The organism is Delftia sp. CH05, from assembly GCF_009827015.1.
Lineage (GTDB): Bacteria > Pseudomonadota > Gammaproteobacteria > Burkholderiales > Burkholderiaceae_C > Comamonas > Comamonas tsuruhatensis.
Genome location: NZ_WUMG01000013.1, coordinates 102,901 through 122,663 on the forward strand (window position 1 = coordinate 102,901; position 19,763 = coordinate 122,663).

At 68.4% G+C, this 19,763-nt stretch carries 17 protein-coding genes; all 17 read left to right on the forward strand.

Annotated elements, in window-relative coordinates; all coding sequences use genetic code 11:
* The first annotated feature begins 115 nt into the window (after positions 1–115).
* The gene (locus GRX31_RS13115; protein WP_160853088.1) at positions 116–2,203 is read left to right on the forward strand and encodes a serine/threonine-protein kinase; all 2,088 of its coding nucleotides are present in this window, start codon (positions 116–118) and stop codon (positions 2,201–2,203) included.
* Positions 2,204–2,212: 9 nt separating this feature from the next.
* A complete protein-coding gene (locus tag GRX31_RS13120; protein ID WP_016446979.1) occupies positions 2,213–3,001 on the forward strand; it encodes a PEGA domain-containing protein in 789 nt (262 codons plus the stop codon).
* Positions 3,002–3,009: 8 nt separating this feature from the next.
* Complete coding sequence (locus GRX31_RS13125) at positions 3,010–3,495, forward strand: TssQ family T6SS-associated lipoprotein (protein ID WP_223275220.1); 486 nt, start codon at positions 3,010–3,012, stop codon at positions 3,493–3,495.
* Positions 3,496–3,546: 51 nt separating this feature from the next.
* Positions 3,547–5,688: a type VI secretion system-associated FHA domain protein TagH gene (gene tagH, locus GRX31_RS13130; protein ID WP_160853090.1), complete on the forward strand. Its 2,142-nt coding sequence runs from the start codon at positions 3,547–3,549 to the stop codon at positions 5,686–5,688.
* Positions 5,685–6,473 (forward strand): PP2C family protein-serine/threonine phosphatase, encoded by a 789-nt coding sequence (locus tag GRX31_RS13135; protein WP_046240040.1) that lies wholly within the window; start codon positions 5,685–5,687, stop codon positions 6,471–6,473. The genes tagH and GRX31_RS13135 overlap by 4 nt, the downstream gene beginning before the upstream one ends.
* Positions 6,474–6,492: 19 nt before the next feature.
* Positions 6,493–7,092, forward strand: coding sequence for a type VI secretion system lipoprotein TssJ (gene tssJ, locus GRX31_RS13140; protein ID WP_016446983.1), 600 nt, complete (start codon positions 6,493–6,495; stop codon positions 7,090–7,092).
* A 17-nt stretch (positions 7,093–7,109) separates the two neighbouring features.
* On the forward strand, positions 7,110–8,444 hold the full coding sequence (gene tssK / locus GRX31_RS13145; RefSeq protein ID WP_016453380.1) for a type VI secretion system baseplate subunit TssK: 1,335 nt from the start codon (positions 7,110–7,112) through the stop codon (positions 8,442–8,444).
* Between the two features lie 21 nt (positions 8,445–8,465).
* Complete coding sequence (locus tag GRX31_RS13150; protein ID WP_043790650.1) at positions 8,466–9,797, forward strand: DotU family type VI secretion system protein; 1,332 nt, start codon at positions 8,466–8,468, stop codon at positions 9,795–9,797.
* A 5-nt stretch (positions 9,798–9,802) separates the two neighbouring features.
* Complete coding sequence (gene tssM, locus GRX31_RS13155; protein WP_133073232.1) at positions 9,803–13,459, forward strand: type VI secretion system membrane subunit TssM; 3,657 nt, start codon at positions 9,803–9,805, stop codon at positions 13,457–13,459.
* Positions 13,441–14,145, forward strand: a complete 705-nt coding sequence (gene tagF / locus GRX31_RS13160; protein WP_016453379.1) for a type VI secretion system-associated protein TagF — start codon at positions 13,441–13,443, stop codon at positions 14,143–14,145. Before tssM ends, tagF begins: the two co-directional genes overlap by 19 nt.
* Positions 14,146–14,204: 59 nt before the next feature.
* Positions 14,205–15,230, forward strand: a complete 1,026-nt coding sequence (gene tssA, locus GRX31_RS13165; protein ID WP_160853092.1) for a type VI secretion system protein TssA — start codon at positions 14,205–14,207, stop codon at positions 15,228–15,230.
* Entirely contained in the window at positions 15,227–15,649 is a 423-nt protein-coding gene (locus GRX31_RS13170; RefSeq protein WP_016446989.1) for a hypothetical protein, read from the forward strand. The genes tssA and GRX31_RS13170 overlap by 4 nt, the downstream gene beginning before the upstream one ends.
* 123 nt (positions 15,650–15,772) lie before the next feature.
* Positions 15,773–16,315 carry a type VI secretion system contractile sheath small subunit gene (gene tssB, locus GRX31_RS13175; protein ID WP_012205675.1) on the forward strand — a complete coding sequence of 181 codons (543 nt, stop codon included), beginning with the start codon at positions 15,773–15,775 and terminating at the stop codon, positions 16,313–16,315.
* A 28-nt stretch (positions 16,316–16,343) separates the two neighbouring features.
* Positions 16,344–17,837 (forward strand): type VI secretion system contractile sheath large subunit, encoded by a 1,494-nt coding sequence (gene tssC, locus GRX31_RS13180; RefSeq protein ID WP_012205676.1) that lies wholly within the window; start codon positions 16,344–16,346, stop codon positions 17,835–17,837.
* Positions 17,838–17,954: 117 nt separating this feature from the next.
* The gene (locus GRX31_RS13185; protein WP_043790648.1) at positions 17,955–18,326 is read left to right on the forward strand and encodes a hypothetical protein; all 372 of its coding nucleotides are present in this window, start codon (positions 17,955–17,957) and stop codon (positions 18,324–18,326) included.
* A 29-nt stretch (positions 18,327–18,355) separates the two neighbouring features.
* A complete protein-coding gene (locus GRX31_RS13190) occupies positions 18,356–18,895 on the forward strand; it encodes a hypothetical protein (RefSeq protein WP_237426674.1) in 540 nt (179 codons plus the stop codon).
* Positions 18,896–18,943: 48 nt separating this feature from the next.
* Positions 18,944–19,750, forward strand: coding sequence for a type VI secretion system accessory protein TagJ (locus GRX31_RS13195; protein WP_126311371.1), 807 nt, complete (start codon positions 18,944–18,946; stop codon positions 19,748–19,750).
* The last annotated feature ends 13 nt before the right edge of the window (positions 19,751–19,763 follow it).

Consider the following 19,763-nt stretch of genomic DNA (forward strand, 5'->3'; position numbering starts at 1 on the left):
TGCCGGTGCGATGCCGGCTTTGTGCTTGTCCAATGGCCTCGAACAGATTCGGCACCCTGGCACTGCGACAGACCTCGCCCGCCAGCGTGTGAAACAACATCTTGGGTGGGATTGCATGGATAGCGAAGCAGCATGTTCGACCAACTGCCTTCCGGCAGGTGTCCAGATTGGCGAATACCGCGTGCTCGATGTCATCGGCGAAGGCGGTTTCGGCATCGTCTACAAGGCCCGTGACCTCTCGCTGGACCGCGAGGTCGCGATCAAGGAGTACATGCCTTCGGCACTGGCCGGTCGGCAAAGCTCCCATCAGGTGCATGTGCGCTCGCAGCACCGTGGCGCGTTCGACGCCGGGCTGCGCAGCTTCATCAACGAGGCCCGCCTGCTGGCGCGCTTCTCCCACCCCACCCTGGTGCATGTCTACCGCTTCTTCGAAGCCGGCGGCACGGCCTACATGGTGATGCGCCACTACGAGGGCCAGACGCTGGGCCAGGTGCTGAAGGCATCGTCCGGCCGCATGGATCAGGCCGGGCTCAGCGCGCTGCTGATCCCCTTGCTGGACGTGCTGGAAGTGCTGCATGCGCAAGACTGCTTCCACCGCGACATCGCGCCGGACAACATCTTCGTGCAGCGCGATGGCAGCCCCGTGCTGCTGGATTTCGGCGCCGCGCGCCGCATCATCGGCGACATGACCCAGGCGCTGACCATGGTGCTCAAGCCCGGTTTTGCGCCCATCGAGCAATACGTGGACGACGGCGCCATGCCCCAGGGCGCGTGGACGGACATCTACCAGGTCGGCGCACTGATCCACCAGGCCGCCACGGGCCGCATCCCGGCCACCTCGGTCGCGCGCATGGTCACCGATCCCATGCAGCCGCTGACCTCCGAACAGGTACCGGGCTACTCCGACGCTTTTCTGCAGGGCATGCAAAGGGCGCTGGCCGTTCGCCCCCAGGACCGCCCCCAATCCATTGCCGAGCTGCGCAGCCTGCTGGGCCTGTCCACCGACGCCCGGGCAGCGCCTGCGCCGGGGGAGCCCAGCCCCATCTACATCCCGATCACGCCGCCTGCGTCCGTACAGGCCGCCATGGCCACCCAGTCGGCAGCCGTGCAGGCGCCGCGCTTCGTGCCGATCACGGAAATCTTCGTTCCTGCAGCAGCGCCGCAGGCAGCGCCCGCGGCCGCGGTCATGCCCGTGCCTGCGGTCCCGCCTGTTGCATCTGTTGCATCGGTCCCTCCTGTCGCCACAGTCGCACCGGTGCCGCCCGCTCCCACCGCGCCTGGGGGTTTGGCAACAGGCGGCCCTGTCCAGCCATCTGCAGCCGCAGCCGCGCCCCAGATGACGCCTCAGGCATCTGCCGCCGATCCCATGGACCTGGACAACGGTCCGTACATCGACATCGACCAGGCACTGCCCCCCGCTCAGCCTGCGCAGCCCCCGGTTCAGGCGCAGGCGCCTGCATCCCAACAGCCCGCCTCCGCACCCGCCGTTCAGGGCGCGCCCGCAGGGGTGCAGCCTCCGGCCGCTGCCGTCCAGGCAGTGCCCAAGGCCAGGCGCAGCAGCATGGCCGTGCCGATGGCCATCGGCGCCCTGGTGCTGGCGGCCATCGCGGGCGGCGGCGTGCTGTGGTACGACCATTCCCAGGACCAGGCCCGTGCCAAGACCCTGGCAGCACGCGACAGCCTGGCATGGCAGCAGGCGCAAAGCCAGTCCAGCCTGGCCCGCCTGCAGGACTACCTGGACAGCTTCCCCGAAGGACAGCACCGCACCGAGGCCCAGGCGCTGCTCAAGCAGTTGCTCAACGAGGCCTCGCTGGCCTCCACGGAGCAGGTGCAGCCGATGTCCCCGCCGGAGCAGGCCGCGCTGGCTGAACTCCCCCCTTCCCAGCCCGAGCAGGGCGCGCCCGTCGCCCCCGTCACGGTGGCCGCGGTGCCCGAGCCGTTGCCCACCGAGCCGCCCAAGACCGAAGCCCGCCCCGCCAAGCCCGCAGCGGCCACAGGCAAGGTGGTGTTCCGGGTCGTGCCCTGGGGCTATGTCTCCGTGAACCGCGCCCCGGCACGGACCAGCCCGCCGCTGACCCAGATGGAGTTGCCGGAGGGCGAGTACCGCATCGACATCAGCAACCCGGGTGCGGCCTCTACGGTGACCAAGACCATCACGGTCACCAAGGGCGAGTCGGTGACCGTGAACCATCTTTTCGAATGAGCGCGGCGCATGGCTCGACTGATGAACCACCGCTGGCGATGGATGCTGTGCACTGCAGTGCTCGGCCTGCCCTGCCTGGCGCATTCCCAGGCGGCATGCGAGGAGGCCGCGCCGGCCCAAACCGGCTCGGCAGGACGCCCGCAGCTGGCGCAGGGCATTGCGCTGTTCGAGGCGCGCGACCTGGCCCAGGCCGAGCGTGCGCTGCAGGCTGCGCTGTTTGGCGGGCTGGCGGATCCCATGGAGCGGGCCTCCGCCCACAAGTACCTGGCCTACACCTATTGCACGCACAAGGAATGGGCGCGCTGCGAGGCCGCCTTCGACGCCGCGTTCGCCGCCCACCCCGGCTTTGCGCTGCAGGCCTACGAGACCACGGGTACGCCGTGGCGGGACGCCTACAGCCGCGCCCAGGAACGCTGGACCCAGCGCTGCCCTGCCGCCCAACGGCTGCGCGTGGCAACCGCAGCGCCCACGGCCGGCGGCTTTGCACTGAACAGCCGCGTGATCACATCGATCACCGCACTGACATCGGGCTCGGCCCCGGTGCGCTCCGCCGCACTGGCCGCACGGCCTGAGACGCCACGGACAGATCACAACCTGCGCCTGAGGGTCAGCCCCTGGGCCAACGTGCTGATCAACGGCAAGCCGTCCGGCGTCACCCCTCCCGTCGTGCTGCTCAAGCTGGCGCCAGGCTCCCACACGGTGGAACTGCGCAACCCCGGCTTCGAGAGCTATCGGCAGGTGATCCGCATCACCGACGGCCAGTCGGTGACCCTTTCCCATGACTTTGATGCCCGATGACCATGTCCATGCATATCCCTCACTCCCTCCAGCGCCTGACCCTTGCCCTTGCCGTTGCCTTCGGGCTGGCCGCCTGCGAAACCGCACCCAAGCCGGTGGAGCCCGAGCCAGCACCGCCCGTGGTGCAGGCGCCTGTCGAGCCCGTCAAGCCCGTGGACCCGGTGGTGATCAAGGAGCAGGAGCTGGTCGAGGCCATCCAGCTCTACGTGGATGGCCGCTACGAGGATGCCATCACGGCCCTGACGCCCCTGTCCACCGCGCAGGAGCTGCCGATGAGCAGCCAGGTCAAGGCGCTCAAGTACATCGCCTTCAGCCACTGCGTGGAAGGCCGCCGCAAGCCCTGCCGGCAGCACTTCGACATGGCCCTGGCCCTGGACCCCACCTTCCAGCTGACCGAGGCCGAAAAGGGCCATCCCACCTGGGGCCGGGAATTCAACAATGCCCGCGCCGCGCTGCGCAACAAGCGCCCGGCGCCCGCGCGCAAGGCCTCCTGAGGCCTGCCGAGGCCCCCGACGCTTCCTGAAAACTGCCTAGCCTAAGACTCCATGGACAAAATCGAACTCAGGGTCGTGGACCACGATGGCGTTGCGGTCGACCGCCACTGGCATGCCGTATTCGGCATGGCAGGTGGCACGATCGGACGCAGTGGCCAGAACAAGCTCATCATCTCGGATCCGGACGCTTCCGTGGCGCGCGTGCACGCCATGGTCAGGCTCGATTCCGAGGGAGCCTTTGTTGCGAACCTGAGCGAGCGTGATCCCATCTGGGTGGCAGACCAGCCCGTGCGCTCGGGCCAGGAAGTGGCCCTGACACTGGGCGCGCGCATCCGCATCGGCGCCTACACCCTGGCCGCCGTGGCGCCGGGCACCCCTTTCGAGGCACCGGCCTCGCCCGGTGCAGCCGTGCCGGCGCCTGCCAGCGCAGCATTTGCAGCGGCTGTGACGCCCTCAGCACCTTCTGCGCCCTCAGCACCCTCAACGCCATCGGTTCCCTCGCCGGTCACGGTAATCCCGCAGCCACCGATCCAGCAGCCCCTCGCAGTTGACAGCCCGCTGCAGCCGCAAGCAACGGGGCCGGCAGAAGCTGCGCCACTGGCAGACGTTCTGCCTCCAGCCGCCGCCGGCATCGCCGATCCCTGGGAAGGCCTGACGGCGCTGAGCCTGGATGACATCCAGACCCCGCCTGCGCCTTCTGCCGAGAGTGCAATCCCCCCCGAGCAAACGGCCATGGCGATGCCGCAGCCGGCCAGGCCGCAGCACCGCCCGCTGCTGATTCCCAATGATTTCGACCCCTTTGCACCGCCGCCCGAGCAGGCTCGGCAGCAGGAAGAAGGCTGGGCCGGCCTGCCCTCGCAAGGCAAGGGCGAGCTGATTCAGCAGCGCCATGACGGCATGGTCCAAACGCTTCCCCTCAAGGGCCTGAGCACCGAGGCACTGCATGACGCCTCCCATACCGGCCTGCCTTCGTGCTTCGAGGCATCGCAAAAGCTCGATCCGCTCGCGCTGTTCGACCAGGGCGGCCTGCCCGCCGACGCAGCGCCGCTGCAACAGGCATCGGGCCGGGGCTCCGAGCTGGGCCAGGCCTTCAACCTGCCGCGCATGCAGCCGCCTGCGCAGCCAGCGGCGCCGGCCCAGCCGGCCGGCCTGGAGCAGTCATTGGCGCCTGCGGCGCAGACACAGCAACCTGTACAGGTTCAGGCCGCACCAACTGCCGTACCAGTTGCCGTACCAGCTCCCTTACCTGCCACTGCACCAGTTGCTGCACCGATGGCCACGGCCCCCGCTGCCGCGACGGCCCCCGAAATCCCCGCCCAGCCCGTCGTGCTCGACGGACTGCTGCCCACCAACGGGCTGGACCTGGACATCTTCCAGTCCGGCGCAGGCCAAGCTGCGCCAGCCATCGTTTCTGCCGCAAGCGCTGCCGCCGCTCCCGCCAACACCAGCTCCAGCTCCAGCGTCCACTTCAACGCAGCCTCCAGCATCCTCGGCCAGGGCGCCGCCGCCATTCCCGTCGGCACCCTGCCCTGCACCGCCGCGCCTGTCGATGCTCCGGTGCAGCCCCAGCCGGCCGCCAGCGCCGCCCACGCCGACCTGCAGGCCCTGGCCACGGCCTTCATGGAAGGCGCGGGCCTGAACCCGGCCAAGACCCATTTCGAGGTCACGCCTGAATTCATGCGCACCTTCGGCGAAGCCCTGCGCATTGCCGTGCAGGGCACCATCGACCTGCTGGCGGCGCGCTCCGAGATCAAGCGCGAGTTCCGTGCCGGCGTCACCATCATTGCCACGGGCGCCAACAATCCGCTCAAGTTCCTGCCCAATTCCGAGGGCGTGCTCATGCAGATGGTCCACCAGACCTTCCCGGGCTTCATGAAGCCGCTGCCCGCCATGCAGGACGCCTTCCAGGATCTGCACGTGCACCAGCTGGCCCTGATGGCCGGCATCCGCGCCGCCTATGCCGAGGCCCTGACCCGGTTCGATCCGACCGAGCTGGAGCGCCGCACCGAAACCAACCCCGGCCTGCTGGACAAGCTGCTGACCAATGGCCGCAAGGCTGCGCTGTGGGACGACTACAAGCACAACTTCGACGTGCTGCGCCGCCATGCCGAGGACGATCTGATGGCCTTCTCGGGCCGCACCTTCGTCGAGGCCTACGAAAACGCCGAGCAGTCCGTGAAAGGCCAGCCGTGATCGCCTACCTCGACGGAGACGGCCACCGCTACAGCATCCAGGTGGCCAGCGCATCCCACAGCGGCAGGCGTTCCAGCAACGAAGACGCCATGGGCCTGATGGACCTGGGCGCTGGCGGCCTGTGCTGCACCCTGGCCGATGGGGCTGGCGGGCACGGGCATGGCGAACTTGCCGCCCAGCTCACGGTCCAGGCCGTGCTGGAGGGCTTCCGGGAGAACCCGCTGTTCGCCCCTGCCAGCCTGGCCTCCCTGATTTCCCAGGCGGAGCACCGCGTCAGCGGCCAGCAGTCCACCTCGGCCTCGCGCATGCACATGAGCGCCACCGTGGTGGTGCTATGCATCGACCCCGGGCAGGGCCGCGCCCTGTGGGCGCACTGGGGCGACTCGCGCCTGTACTGGTTCCGCGCGGGCCGCATGCACCTGCGCACCGAAGACCACAGCCTGGTGCAGCAGCTGCTGCACGCCGGCCTGTACGAAGAGAACGACCCGCGCCGCCTGCCCAACCGCAACGTCCTGGCCGGCGCCATCGGTGCCGAAGGCCAGGTGCCGCCCAGCATCCGCTCCGCCGCCGTGGCCCTGGAGCCCGGCGATGTCTTTTTGCTGTGCTCGGACGGCCTGTGGGAAGGCATGCACGAGTCGGAAATGGAGCAGCTGCTGGCCGCGAGCCAGCGCCCCGACGAATGGATACAGCGCATGGTCGGCCGCGTCGTATCCAGCGGCAATCCGCACCAGGACAACCTCAGCGCGCTGACGGTGTGGATCTGCCCGCGTGACACCAATGACTGATATCGAGACAGGAGAAGCCATGTGGAAATCGCATGCACCGCATGTACCGCAAGCGCGCCGGCAGGCGCTGCAAACGCTGGGCGCCTTGGGCCTGGGCACGGCAATGGCGACCGGCCTGGCCGGCTGCGGCTCCCTCAATCCCCTGAGCCGCGCGCCTGAAGTGGCGCCCACGGCCGTGCCCGCCGCCGTGTTCGAGGTGGTGGCCGACATGGACATCAACCCCGACCGCGAAGGCATCCCCAAGCCCGTGCTGCTGCGCATCTACGAGCTGCGCGCCTCCGCCGCCTTCGACCGCGCCGGCTTCTTCGACCTGCAGGACAAGGACGACGGCCAGCTGGGCAGCGACTTCGTGCGGCGCGAGGAATTCCTGATCGCGCCCGGCCAGCGCCAGGTGATTGAGCGCAAGGGCAACCCCGATGTGCGCGCCTTCGGCCTGTTCGCCGCCTACCGCGATCTGGAGCGCAGCACCTGGCGCGCCTCGGCCGCCGCGCCCAACTCCGTGGAGCTGCGCAGGCGCTGGTGGGGCATGGGCTCCACCGAAAAGCTGCAGCCCGTGCGCTACCAGGTGCACCTGACCCGCGAGGAGGTCACCGTGCGCATCCAACCCGCATCCCAATAAACGCACATCTATCCACCATGGTCTGGCAACGCAAAGTCATCTGGGCCGAAGGCATGTTCCTTCGGCCCCAGCACTTCCAGCAGCAGGAGCGCTTCCTGTTCCGGCAACTGCAGTCGCGCAGCCTGCCGGGACAGCCCTTTTTCTGGGGCTTCTCGGAACTGGAGCTGGACACCGATCTGCTGCGCATGGGCAAGCTGGGCATACGCTCGGCACACGGCGTGCTGCCCGACGGCACGCCGTTCCAGCTGCCGGGCGACGACGAGGCGCCCACCCCGCTGGACATCGGCAAGGACCTCAAGGACGTGGTGGTGCACCTGGCCCTGCCGCTGCGCCGCCTGTCGGGCAGCGAGGTCACCTTTGGCGAAGGCACGCAAAGCCCCGCGCGCTATCTCAGTGACGTGACCGAAGTGGCGGACAGCAACGACGTCGGCGCCCAGCCCGCCGAGGTGCAGCTGGGCCGGCTGCGCCTGAGCCTGCGCCCCGCCCACGAGCTGACCGAAGGCTGGGTCAGCCTGCCCGTGGCCCATGTGGTCGAGCGCCAGGCCAGCGGAGGCGTGCTGCTGGAGCCCGGCTTCATTCCCACCGTGGTCAACAACGGGCCCAGCTCGGTGCTCAACACCTTCTGCAAGGAAATCCACGGCCTGCTGCGCCAGCGCGGCGAGGTTCTGGCCCAGCGCATGATCCAGCCCGAGCGCGGCGGCATCGGCGAGGTCGGCGACTTCCTGCTGCTGCAGCTCATCAACCACTGGACGGGCGCCGCCCAGCACTGGGTGCGCACCGGCAGCATCCATCCCGAGCGCCTGTTCGAGGAACTGCTGCGTCTGGCCGCCGAGCTGACCACCTTCGACCACGAGCGCCGCCGCCCCGAGGTGCTGCCCGCCTACGACCACGACGACCTGCGGCGCAGCTTTCCGCCACTGATGCTGGAGCTGCGGCGCAGCCTGTCCTCGGTGCTGGAGCAAAACGCCATCCAGATCCCGCTGCACGACCGCCAGTACGGCGTGCGCGTGGCGCTGATCCCGTCCACCGAGCTGCTGACCACCTGCGACTTCGTGCTGGCCGCCCATGCCCAGACCACGCCGGAATTCCTGCGCACCCACTTCCCCACCCAGACCAAGCTGGGCCCGGTGGAGCGCATACGCGACCTGGTGAACCTGCACCTGCCCGGCGTCACGCTGCGGCCGCTGCCCATCGCCCCGCGCGAGATCCCCTACCACGCGGGCTACAACTATTTCGAGGTGGACACCACGCACGACCTGTGGAACCAGCTGCAAAGCTCCGGCGGCCTTGCCATGCACGTCTCCGGTGAATTCCCCGACCTGCAGCTGGAGTTCTGGGCCATCCGCCGCTGACGGCGCGACGCATCTTCCGACATGAACAGTTCCAACATCAGCCACCAAATGCCCTGGGGGAGAGACGGCGACGCGGGCCGAGCCGAAGGCGCAGCCAGCGGCGCAACCGCGCCTGCCGGCCAGGAGCCGCTGCGCTCCAACCTGCCCGACGTGGTCAGCGGCGGCAACCCGCTGGTGGCCGCCGCCAACCAGCTGCTGAACCTCATCCCCCAGATCCGCGCCATGGTCACCAACGAAGACCCGCGCGCGCTGCAGCAGCTGCTGCTCGAACACATACGCGAGTTCGAGCAGCGTGCCGGCGCCAGCGGCGTGCCCATGGAAACCATCATCGGCGCACGCTACTGCATCTGCACCGTGCTCGACGAAACCGCCGCCCAGACGCCCTGGGGAAGCGCAGGTATCTGGCCTCACTACAGCCTGCTCGTGGCCCTGCACAACGAAACCTGGGGCGGCGAGAAGTTCTTCCAGCTGCTGGCCCGGCTGGTACAGACGCCGCACCAGCACATCGACCTCATCGAGCTGCTGTACTACTGCGTGATGCTGGGCTTCGAAGGCCGCTACCGCGTGATCGACAACGGCCGCGCCCAGCTGGAGACGCTCAAGGCGCGCCTGCTGCAGCTCATCGAATCGACGCGCGGCGACCGCAGCAGCCTGCTGTCCGTGCACTGGCGCGGCGTGCAGCGCCTGGCCTCGCCGCCCTGGGCCATGGTGCCGCTGTGGGTGGCGGCAGCCATCACGCTGCTGCTGGCGTTCTTCATCTACCTGTGGTTCAGCTACCGGCTGTCCAACAGCTCGGATGATCTGTTCGCCGCCATCAACGAGATCCGGTTCCCGCGCACCTCGGCGGCTGCCACCGTGGCCACCATCAAGCCGCGGCTGCGCCAGTTCCTGGAGCCCGAAATCCGCGAAGGCCTGGTCAGCGTGCGCGACGAAGCCGACCGCAGCACCGTCATCCTGCGCGGCGACGGCCTGTTCGACCCGGCTGCCACCGTCGTCAAGCCCCGCTACGTGCAGGTCATCCACCGCGTGGCCGCGGCGCTGGACGAAGTGCCGGGCAAGGTCATCGTTAATGGCTACACCGACAACCTGCCCATACGCACGGCACGCTTCCCCTCCAACTGGAACCTGTCGCAGGAGCGCGCCCAGGCCGTGTCCCAGATGCTGGGCGGCTCGCTGCGCGACCGCCAGCGCCTGCATGCCGAGGGCCGTGCCGACAGCGACCCCGTCGCCCCCAACAACACGGCCGAAGGCCGGGCGCTGAACCGGCGGGTGGAAATCGTCCTGCTGGTCGCGCCCCAGCAGCGTGACCAGCAACTGCAGGCCCTGCCTGCCGCACCCGAGACCAGGAACTGACCCCCATGATCCGTCGCATCGCCTCATGGCTGTTCAACCGCTACATGCTGGAGCTTCTGGGCCTGGTGGCCCTGAGCCTGCTCATCTGGTTCGTCGGCCCCCTCGTCTTCATCCAGCCCTACCAGCCACTGGGCAGCCCCACCGTGCGCTGGTGGTTGATCGCCGGCCTGTTCATCCTCTGGTTCCTGCGCCTGCTGCTGAAATGGTGGCGCGCACAGCGCATGAACGAGCACCTCATGACCGGCCTGTCCCGCCTGACCTCGCCGCGCGAGGCGGACGGCACGCCCGCTGCCGGCTCCGAGGAAGTGGCCGAGCTGGAGTCCCGCTTCAAGGAAGCCCTGGACACGCTGAGCAAGACCCGCTTCGGCCAGACCGAAGGCGGCCTGTTCGGGCGCTGGAACAAGCGCTACATCTACCAGCTGCCCTGGTACCTGATCATCGGCTCGCCGGGTTCGGGCAAGACCACGGCCCTGATCAACTCGGGGCTGGACTTCCCGCTGGCGGCCCAGTTCGGCAAGCGCGCCATCCCCGGCATGGGCGGCACGCGCAACTGCGACTGGTGGTTCACCGACCAGGCCGTGCTGCTGGACACGGCCGGCCGCTACACCACCCAGGAAAGCGATGCGGAGCAGGACAAGGCTGCCTGGAAGGGCTTCATGCAGCTGCTCAGGCGCTTTCGCGGACGCCAGCCGGTCAACGGCGTCATCGTCACGCTCAGCGTGCAGGAGCTGCTCAGCAGCAGCGATACCGAGCGTGCCCAGCTGGCCCAGCTGATCGGCCTGCGCCTGAGCGAGCTGTGCGAGGAGCTGACCATCCGCTTTCCCGTCTACGTGCTGGTCACCAAGAGCGACCTGCTGGCGGGCTTCAACGAGTTCTTCGGCGCCATGAGCCGCGAGGAGCGCGCCCAGGTCTGGGGCTTCACCTACCCCTATGACGAAAAGACCCAGCGCTCGCCCGCCAGCGACCCGCAGGCCGCCAGCGCCCTGTACATGGAGGAATTCGACGCCCTGGTCGCCCAGATCAACCGCCTGTTGCCCCAGCGGCTGATGACCGAGCCCGATCTTGCGCGCCGCAGCCTGCTCTACGCCCTGCCCCAGCAGTTTGCCGGCCTCAAGGACGTGGTGCGCGACACGCTGGATGCGGCGTTCTCCGCCTCGCGCTTCAAGGAAAAGCCGCTGCTGCGCGGCGTCTACTTCACCAGCGGAACGCAGGAGGGCATGCCCTTCGACCGCGTGATGTCGGCCCTGTCGCGCCGCTTTGCGCTGCGCGGCCGCCTGCCGGCCGATGCCGTGCCCCAGCAGGGCCGCAGCTACTTCCTGGAGTCGCTGTTCAAGGACGTGATGTTCAACGAGTCCGGCCTGACCGGGCGCAACGCCAAGAAAGAGCGCCAGCTGCGCCTGATGCAGGCCGCCGGCCTGTGCGCCCTGCTGCTGGCCCTGGGCGGCGCGGCCCTGGCCTGGACGCTGAGCTACGAGAACAACCAGCGCTACCTGAACGAAGTGGCCGACAACGCCGGCACGCTGCGCCAGGCCGTGGAGGAATCCAAGGCCACCGATCCCGACAACGTGGTCGCCCTGGTGCCCATGCTCAACCACGCGGCGCGCGTGGCGCAGAGCAGCCGCTTCGAGGAATCGGCCCCGCTGGGCTGGCGCTGGGGCCTGCTGCAGGTGCCCAAGGTGCAGACGGCCGCCCACGCCACCTACCTGCGCCTGCTGGAAGACGCCTGGCTGCCGCGCCTGAGCAGCCATGTCGCGCGCTCGCTGCGCCAGGTCAGCACCGGCAGCCCCGAGGCCAGCTACGAAACGCTCAAGGCCTATCTCATGCTCTACGAGCCCGACCACTTCGACGCCACCTTCGTCAAGGCCTGGCTGCGCAGCGATTGGGAAAACACCCTGCCCCAGCATCTGGTGCAGGCCGGCCTGGTGGACCAGCTGTCCGAGCACCTCGACCGCCTCATCGACGGCCGCGTGGTGGTCTCCGCCCAGCCCATCGACGCCAACCTGGTCGCCGAGGTGCGCCAGCGCCTGGCCCAGATGTCGCCCGCCCAGCGTGCCTACAGCCGCCTCAAGCAGCTGCTGAACACCGGCGACAAGCTGCCGCCCGACTTCAGCGTGGTGCGTGCCAGCGGTCCCGAGGCGCCCCAGGTCTTTGCGCGTGCCAGCGGCAAGCCGCTCACCCAGGGCATCAGCGGCCTGTTCACCTATGACGGCTACCACGGCCTCTTCCTGCACGAGCTGCCCAAGGTCACCACCTTGCTGGCCAAGGAGGAAACCTGGGTGCTGGGCCAGGCCGAAGGCCGGCGCAGCGTGGCCCAGGAAGTGCTCACGGGCCAACTGGCCAACGAGGTCAAGCGCCTGTACCTGATGGAGTACGCGCGCCTGTGGGAAACCTTCCTGGCCGACATCCGCCCCATACGCACGGCCTCGCTGGAGCAGGCCGGCGAGCAGGCCCGCCTGTACTCGTCCGCCAACTCCAGCCTGGAGCAGTTCATCCGCGCCGTGGCCCGCGAGACCACGCTGGCCCGCCGCCCGGACCAGCAGGAAGGCGGCAGCTCGGGCAGCACCAGCAGCTGGCTGGGCGAGAAACTGCAGCGCATCCGCGAGGAACAGCAACAGCTCAGCCGCCTGACCGGCAAGCCGCTGAACGTGGGCGGCATGCTGGCCACCGGCACGCTGGAGGCCGACATCGTGGACTTCCGCTTCCGCGAATACCGGCGCCTTGCCACCAGCAACGGCTCGGGCCCGGCGCCCATCACCGCCAGCCTGCAGGTGCTCAACGAGGCGGCGGCCGTCATCGCCTCGGCGCGCCAGCAGGTGATCCAGGGCGGCGGCGTGCCTCCCTCGCTGAGCGGCACGCTGGAGAAGGTGCGCTCGGAGGCCAAGCGCGTGCCGCCTCCGCTCAACAGCATGTACGAGGCCCTGGCCACCTCCACCTCGTCCTTCGTGGGAAGCAGCGTGCGCAGCACGCTGGGCGGCAACCTCAACGCCACCATCGGCGACTTCTGCCGCCGAGCCATCCTGGGCCGCTACCCCTTCACGCGCAGCGCCACGCGCGACGTGACCACGGACGACTTCGCCCGCCTGTTCGCCACCGGCGGCACCATGGACGAGTTCTTCCGCACCCAGCTGCAGACCATGGTGGACATCTCCACCGTGCCCTGGACCTTCAAGCAGGGTGTGGACGGCACGCCGGTGGGGGGCTCTGCCTCGCTGGCCGCCTTCCAGCGCGCGGCCTCCATCCGCGACGTGTTCTTCCGCGCAGGCGGCAACACGCCCGGCATCCGGCTGGAGATCAAGCCGCTGGACATGGACGCCTCCATCTCCCAGATGGTGCTGGACGTGGACGGCGAGATCGTGCGCTACCAGCACGGCCCGCAAATCCCCAAGGCCGTCTCCTGGCCCGGCACGCGCGGCACCGGCCAGGCCCGGCTGCAGATCACGGCGGCCGGCGCGCAGAACACCGGCATCGTGACCGAAGGCCCCTGGGCCCTGCACCGCCTGTTCGACCGCGCCCAGATCCTGCCGGGCAACTCGCCCGAGCGCTTCACGGCCATCTTCACCATCGACGGGCGCAAGCTGCGCATGGAAGTCACCACCAGCAGCGTCCTCAACCCATTCCGGCTCAAGGCCATGGAGGAATTCGAATGTCCGGACCGGCTGTGAACGCCATGACTGTCCAGCGGCCATGCGCCGCCTGGTGGGGCAAGCTGCCCAGCCAGGGCGATTTCGTCGGCAGGCGCATGCCCCACGCACTGACCATGCGCTGGGACGAATGGCTGCGCAACGGCATGGACCAGTTGCGCAGCGATGCGGCCGATGGCTGGTCCACGCGCTTCGTGCACTCGCCGCTGTGGTTCTTCCTGTGCCCTGCCTCCATCCTGGGCCAGTCCATGGTGGGCGTGATCGGCCCCAGCTCCGACCGCATCGGCAGGCTCTTTCCGCTGGCCATCATGGCCACGGTGGACGGCAGCTCCGGCATACCGGCGTCGGACCAGGACATCGAACGCTTTCTGAGCGGCGCACGCGATGCGCTCATCGACGCGCGGCGCCTGCCCCTGTCGGCCCAGCAGCTCGACGAGCGGCTGGCCACCCTGCAATGGCCGTTCCAGCAGGAGCGCAGCGCGCCGGACAGCACCTCCATCCACAGCCTGCTGGCCGACCTCGACATGGGCGCCTCGCAGGGCAACGCCGCGCGCCTGCCGCGCATGGACTGGCGCGCCTGCATGCGCCCGGGCTCCACCACCTCCGTCTGGTGGATCTCGGCCACGCCGCGCCACGCCCCTGACGAAGTGGTCCAGCACGAAGTGCTGCACCGCCGCCTGTTCACCCGGCTGTTCAAGGGCGCCTGAACCCGCATAGAGCGCACGGCCCCTGCACACCAAACCCCAAGCCACATCGAATCCCGCCCATGGCCAATATCCAGGACCTGCTGACCGAGACCGCCGCCGAGCCGCCCTGCGGCCCGGACCTTACCTATGACAACGATTTCCAGGCCATGGAAAGCGCTGCGCAGGGCAAGGTAGAACAGCAGTTCGGCGACACCGTCATCCCCGCCGAGCCACCGGACTGGCGCGACGTGGAGCGCCAGGCCTCGGCCCTGATGCAGCGCACCAAGGACCTGCGCGTGGCCGTGCTGCTGTGCCGTGCCTGGACCATCCTGCACGGCCTGCCCGGCACGCTGCAGGGCCTGCAGCTGTGCGCCGCCCTGCTGGAGCGCCACTGGGAGCATGTCCACCCCCTGCCCGAGGACGGCGACGACTACTTCATGCGCATGAACGCCCTGGGCACCCTGTCGGACGTGACGGGCTTTGTGCGCGACCTGCGCAACGCCGACTTCCTGCGCGGAGCCCTCGGCCAGATCAGCGTGCGCGACGCCGAACTGATGGCCAAGGGCAACGTGCCCGAGGACCTGCCGCACCTGACCGCCGACGAGCTGCGCATGGCCTCGGCCCGCGCACATGCCGAGGGCCACGAAACCCTGCTGGCCGTCACCCCTGCGCTGCAGGAACTCGACCGGATCCGCACCTGCTGCGAACAGCACCTGCCCAGCCACCAGCAGCCCGAGCTCGACGGCCTGCGCCAGCTGCTGCTGGCACTCGGTCAATGGCTGCCCCAGACCACGGGCGACGCCGACACGGCCGCCGAAGCCAATCCGGCCGCACAGGCCGGCACCGGGGACGGCCTGGCATCCCAGCCCGCGCCCGGCACCCCCCACACCCCGGCACGCAACCGCGAACAGGCGATTGCCCAGTTGCTGGAGATCGCCGCCTTCGTGGAGCGCACCGAGCCCTCSAACCCCGCCCCCCTGCTCATCCGCCGCGCCGCCCGCTTCATGCGCATGGGCTTCATGGACATCCTGCGCGAACTGTCGCCCGACAGCCTGGCCCAGGTGGAAGTGATCACGGGCGCCCACCTGCAGGAGCAGCAGACATGAAGGCCAAATGCTGTTTCATGGCCCTGGGCGTGGGTCTCTCGACGCCAGCCTTCGCAGATGCCGGTGCACGGCATGCAAACGCCATCGAGCGCATCACGATCCGCGACGGCACCGCCAAAAGCGAAGACCCCCGCATCCATTGCGATTCACTGCGCATTGACGAAAAGCGCGCGCGCTACTTCCTGCGCCACGCCAAGTCCAGCAGCCAGTTCAATTACGCGCATGCCTATGAAACCGGTAGCTGCAGTGCCCGTGCCGTCGTGCGCTTCAAGGGCGGCCGCCAGGTCAATCTGACCATCGACAGCGGCACCGGCTGGGGGACGACGGAGAACAAGCGCTCCATCGCCTACCTCTACTGCGAGGAATGCACGGATCTGCTGGACCCGGACTTCGCTTTCAAGGAGCCGGCTGCCCCATGACACCCACCCCGTCCACCTGTTTCCACACGGCCTCTTGCGCCCTCAGCCCTTCGGTCCGCCGCAAGGCGGGACTCCAGGCTTTTTACTTCTGCGACCCATTTTTTTCTTGAAAGGAACACCCGCATGTCGCTCACCAAAACCGGCAAGAGTGGTCAGAAATTCATCGCGCGCAACCGTGCGCCGCGCGTGCAGATCGAGTACGACGTCGAGATCTACGGTTCGGAAAAGAAGGTGCAGATCCCCTTCGTGATGGGCGTGCTGGCCGATCTGTCGGGCAAGCCCGTCGATCCGCTGCCCGAGATCGCCGACCGCAAGTTCCTGGAAATCGACATCGACAACTTCGATGCGCGCATGAAGTCCATCAAGCCCCGCGTCGCCTTCCAGGTGGACAACACGCTGACGGGCGAGGGCAAGCTCAACATCGACCTGAGCTTCGAGAGCATGGAGGACTTCTCCCCCGCCGCCATCGCGCGGCGCGTGGGCGCGCTCAACTCGCTGCTGGAGGCACGCACCCAGCTGCACAACCTGCTGTCCTACATGGACGGCAAGCAGGGCGCCGAGGAGCTGATCGGCAAGGTGCTCAAGGACCCTGCGCTGCTCAAGTCGCTGGCCGCCGCGCCCAATATCACTGCCCCGCAGGCCTCGGGCCCTGCATCCGAGGCTTGAGGCAGCACATCAGGAAGGCAAGCACGTCATGAATACCGCAACCCAACTCGAACAATCGACCCAGGCGCTGGCCGGCAGCGAATTCGGCAGCCTGCTGCAAAAGGAATTCAAGCCCAAGACCGACCAGGCCCGCGAAGCCGTGGAAGCGGCCGTGCAGACGCTGGCCCAGCAGGCCCTGGGCTCGGCGATCACGCTGTCCAACGATGCCTACCAGACGGTGCAGGCCATCATTGCCGAGATCGACCGCAAGCTGTCCGAGCAGATCAACCGCATCATCCACCACGACGACTACCAGAAGCTCGAAGGCGCCTGGCGCGGCCTGCACCACCTGGTGACCAACACCGAGGTGGACGAGATGCTCAAGATCCGCGTCATGAACATCTCCAAGAAGGAGCTGCACCGCAACATGCGCCGCTTCAAGGGCGTGGGCTGGGACCAGAGCCCCGTCTTCAAAAAGGTGTACGAAGAGGAGTACGGCCAGTTCGGCGGCGAGCCCTTCGGCTGCCTGGTGGGCGACTACCACTTCGACCACAGCCCGCCGGACGTGGAGCTGCTCGGTGAAATGGCCAAGGTGGCCGCCGCGGCCCACTGCCCCTTCATCTCGGGCGCGGCGCCCGCCATCATGCAGATGGAATCCTGGCAGGAGCTGGCCAACCCGCGCGACCTGACCAAGATCTTCACCAACACCGAGTACGCCGCGTGGCGCAGCCTGCGCGAGTCCGACGACGCCAAGTACATCGGCCTGGCCATGCCCCGCTTCCTGGCACGCCTGCCCTACGGCGCGCGCACCAACCCGGTCGATGAATTCGATTTCGAGGAAGAAACCGACAGCGGCGACCACGGCAAGTACTGCTGGGCCAACTCGGCCTACGCCATGGCGGTCAACATCAACCGCTCGTTCAAGTACTACGGCTGGTGCACCTCCATCCGCGGCGTGGAATCGGGCGGCGCGGTGGACAACCTGCCGGCCCACACCTTCCCCACCGACGATGGTGGCGTGGACATGAAGTGCCCCACGGAAATCGCCATCAGCGACCGCCGCGAGGCCGAGCTCGCCAAGAACGGCTTCATGCCCCTGGTGCACCGCAAGAACTCGGACGTGGCCGCCTTCATCGGCGCCCAGTCGCTGGCCAAGCCCGCCGAGTACTACGACTCCGACGCCACGGCCAATGCCAACCTGTCGGCGCGCCTGCCCTACATGTTCGCCTGCTGCCGCTTCGCGCACTACCTCAAGTGCATCGTGCGCGACAAGATCGGCTCCTTCCGCGAGCGCACCGACATGGAGCGCTGGCTCAACGACTGGATCATGAACTACGTGGACGGCGACCCGGCCAACTCCTCGCAGGAAACCAAGGCCCGCAAGCCCCTGGCCGCCGCCGAGGTGCAGGTGCAGGAAGTCGAGGGCAACCCCGGCTACTACACCTCCAAGTTCTTCCTGCGCCCCCACTACCAGCTGGAAGGCCTGACGGTGTCGCTGCGCCTGGTGTCCAAGCTGCCTTCCGTGAAGCAGGGCGCGAAGTAAGACTGCCCGCCCACCTGGCTCCTGGTGCCGACACGCTCGCACCAGGGCCAGGCCCCATAACAAGAAACAGGCCTGGAGAAGCTTTCCCCTCCAGGACCCAACTCAGAGAGGCTTTTCATGCCCTGGAATGTAGACAACGCCGTCGCCACCCTGCAGACCAATGCCCGCGCCAGTTCTGCCGGCTACTGCGCGCGCTATGTGCGCGATGCGATCGGCGCTGGCGGCATCGCACTGCAGCGCACGCGCGATGCCAAGGACTACGGCACCAGCCTGGTGGCCGCCGGCTTCACACGCTACGACGCCATGCCCGAAGGTGGCTACAAGAAAGGCGATGTGGCCGTGATGCAGGGCTTCGCCTCCTCGCCCGCCGGCCACATGCAGATGTTCGACGGAAGCGTCTGGATCTCGGACTTCAAGCAGAACGGCTTCTGGGCAGGCCCCGGCTACCGCACCCACAAGCCCGCTTTCAAGATCTACCGCCATCCCTGATGCGCCTGATGCGCCCATTGAGCCACGCCATGAACGCCTGTTCCAAAGCTTTCTTCACCCTGCTGCTGACCGGCACGGCCTGCGCCACGGTGCAAGCCGCACCTGCCACGGCAGCGGACATCACCACCCTGTTCACCGACGCCCTGCATTGCCGCATCGAGTTTCCCGATGGCCGCGACGAAGCGCTCGCCCAGCGCCTGCGCGCGCAGGGCGTGACCGTGGTGGACCGCGCGCCCGGCGAAAGCCTGGACCTGCTCTACCTGTTTGCCACGCCGCTGGAGATCGATGGCACGCAGGTGTCCTCCATCACCGTGCGCGGCGGCAGCGGCAGCATTGTCGCGGCGCGCGCCACGGGCAGCCTGCAGGCGCTGGTCCAGCGCACCAAGGCCCGACCGCAGGCGCGCAGCAGCTGGAACCTGGAAGGTTTCGGCGAACTGCCCGCCCAGTACGCACGCGCCATGCCGCTCAGAAAGGGCGTGGACGAGACGCCACCGCGCATCGTCATCGGCCATGTGGCCGGCGAGGCGCCCGACGCCGTGCGCTGGGGCTGCCGCTCCTACGACGACTGACCGGGGCGCAGCCGCACCCCGCCCCTCTCTTTTTCCTGCGTTTTCACCATGCCCCTGCCCAGCTTCACCTCACAGCTTTCCCTGGACGAGCAACTCAAGGCCCTGAAGGACCAGATCCGCCAGGCCCCGGCCTCGGCGCCCCTGCGCGTCTACTACTTCCAGCTGCTGTGCGTGCTGGGCGAATGGCAAAAGGCGCTGGAGCAGTTGCAGCTGTGCGCGCAGCTCGACCCTTCGTGCGAGCCCATGGCGCGCGCCTACCGCGAGGCCATCCGCTGCGAGGTGCTGCGCGCCGAGGTCTTCGCCGGCAAGAAAAAGCCCTTTCTCATGGGCGAGCCCGCGCAATGGCTGGCCTGCCTGATCGACGCCCTGGCCCATGAAGGAGCGGCCGCCCAGGACCTGCGCGCCCGCGCCCTGGACGAAGCGCCCGCCACGGCCGGCCACATGGGCGAGCACCGCTTCGAATGGCTGGCCGACAGCGATACCCGCCTGGGGCCCGTGTGCGAGCTGCTGGCCCACGGCAGCTACTACTGGCTGCCCTTCGACGCCATTGCACAGATCGGCTTCGAGCCCGTGCAGGACCTGCGCGACCTGATCTGGCTGCCCTGCGAGGTCACGCTGCGCGAGGGCGGCGCGCTGCAGGGCTTCATGCCTGCGCGCTATCCGCTGGCGCCCGGCGATGACGACGCCGTCCGCATGTCGCGCCGCACGCAGTGGAGCCCGCTGGACACAGATGCCTCCGATCCTGACGAATCCGCAGGCCACGTCGCCGGCCACGGCCAGCGCACCTGGGTCACCGACTCCGAGGACTTTCCCATGCTGCAGGTGCGCCAGCTGGCGCTGGAGACCGTCGGCTGATCTGGCCTGCCCC